The sequence below is a fragment of the Lactobacillus laiwuensis genome, from assembly GCF_019972835.1.
Lineage (GTDB): Bacteria > Bacillota > Bacilli > Lactobacillales > Lactobacillaceae > Lactobacillus > Lactobacillus laiwuensis.
The window spans coordinates 1-1,820 of record NZ_BPPB01000035.1 but is presented as its reverse complement, the minus strand read 5'-3'; the positions used below and the strand labels follow the sequence as shown (position 1 = coordinate 1,820).

Annotated in this window: 1 protein-coding gene; it reads right to left on the bottom strand. The window is 29.5% G+C overall.

Going from position 1 to position 1,820, the window contains the following annotated elements:
- Window positions 1-181: 181 nt before the first annotated feature.
- The gene (locus LDM92_RS09745) at window positions 182-1,327 is read right to left on the bottom strand and encodes a ThiF family adenylyltransferase (protein ID WP_046325907.1); all 1,146 of its coding nucleotides are present in this window, start codon (window positions 1,325-1,327) and stop codon (window positions 182-184) included.
- Window positions 1,328-1,820: the final 493 nt, after the last annotated feature.

Sequence of the window (1,820 nt, the reverse complement as noted above, 5' to 3'; positions counted from 1 at the left end):
CCAAAAAAGACTGGAATAGCTGCAAAATTTTTAGCCGTTGCCAAATTAATTAACGAACCAACAATGTATGCTGTAACTATATTCTGCATACTGGAAATTAATCCAAAAATATTTAAACAAAAAAACTTAAAGTGCGAATAGTATTTATAAACCATAATTTTCTCCCGAATTTGCTTTAATCTCACTTTGCATATAATGGAAAATACTTAAATACTTCCCAATCGGCTTCTTTTCCATTACCACATGTAGGGCATTTATCTTCATATCTTGGCCATGCTGGATGTTTGTATGATGATATATTTTCATAATCCACTTCAAATTGTGTGGACAAACTACTAGGCTGCTTATATTTAGTTAAAACTCTAACAGCTTCATCTACTACAGTTGCTGTCAATTGAAAGACTGCCGGGCCATAGGCAATTGATTTTACTTTATGATGACTTTTCCCAAGACCTACAAACTGATCAATAAATTGAGGGTCAATTAAAGTATAGTGTATATTCAAACAATCAAAGCACCCTGTAACATTAGGAATAATTGTAAAGACTCTTCCATGTGTAACTTGTGTACCCGCAAAAACACATGGCTTATTCGCTTTTACAATTGCTTCATTTACTATACGTGTAATCACGAACTGCGGCTCATCAATTACGCTTATAACCAGATCAACATCATCTAGATACTGTGTTATATCATCAGCTTTTTTAATTTTTAAATTATGTACTTCAATATCTATATTAGAATTAATCTCATTAATAGCTTTTTTAGCCACTTCTGTCTTTTTCTTTCCTATGTCACTTTCTTTATATAAAAATTGTCTGCCTAAATTTTCTTCTTCAACAACGTCATAATCAACAATTTTTATTTTTTTAGGTCCTAATCCAGCTAATAATGTCAAAACATTAGAGCCGCCACCACCTAATCCTAAAAGTAAAATAGTCGAATCACTAATAATTTCTTGTGGTCTAAATCTATCGCCAGACGCATTAACAAAAGAACTAAAGTATTTAACATTAGGAACATATCTATCATTAATAGTTCCTATCTTTTCTGGCTCAGCTTCCTCTATAAAATTCTCTTTGTTCAATAAATCTATACCATCTAAAATATATTGATCTGTCAGATGTTCTTCAGGAAACGCATTCTTTTCTTTTTCCAATACTTTATCTATAGACTGACCATTAAGTAAATTTGCCAACGTCCATAACTGATGCGTAGTATCTTTAAATTCTCTAGTTAAACCTTGTTGCGCACCTATTCTAAATGTACTATCGTCTAATTTATATAATGGATAAATTGATTTGATTCTTGGATTTTTATATTTCATAGCACTTTTCTCCTAAATAAAAAGAAGTCCCTTATCATTTACCGGAACTTCTACGAAATAATTAATTAAAACACATTAACTTAGAATGAGCCCCAAGTAATAACAACATTTCTAGTCAACGCAGAAACTTCAACATTTTCAGACATGAGTTTTTCCTCCTTTCCAATAAACCTTCGTTGTTTATATAAACAATATAATTGCTTTTTTATGTTTATTAATAAAACTGTCATATTTGACTTAAATAAGCTAGATATGACAAATACAAAAGATAGCAGAATTTATTCCCTATCCACTTTGTCTTACAAAATAACGTTTAAAAGTAACGTATTCAAAGTTATTTTGACAATAATTTCACCTACTATAATATTAATTTTCACTGTATTTTTTAAATAAGTAATCAATATTTCAAATGACTCGTAAGAGTCATTTTTTATTTTATCTTCTAGTTATTAATCTTTGAAAAACTTGATAATTTCATATTATAAAGCACAAA

Bases quoted from the DNA above. Each gene is read 5' to 3' on its own strand.
- LDM92_RS09745 (WP_046325907.1), bottom strand. From the start codon at position 1,327: ATGAAATATAAAAATCCAAGAATCAAATCAATTTATCCATTATATAAA.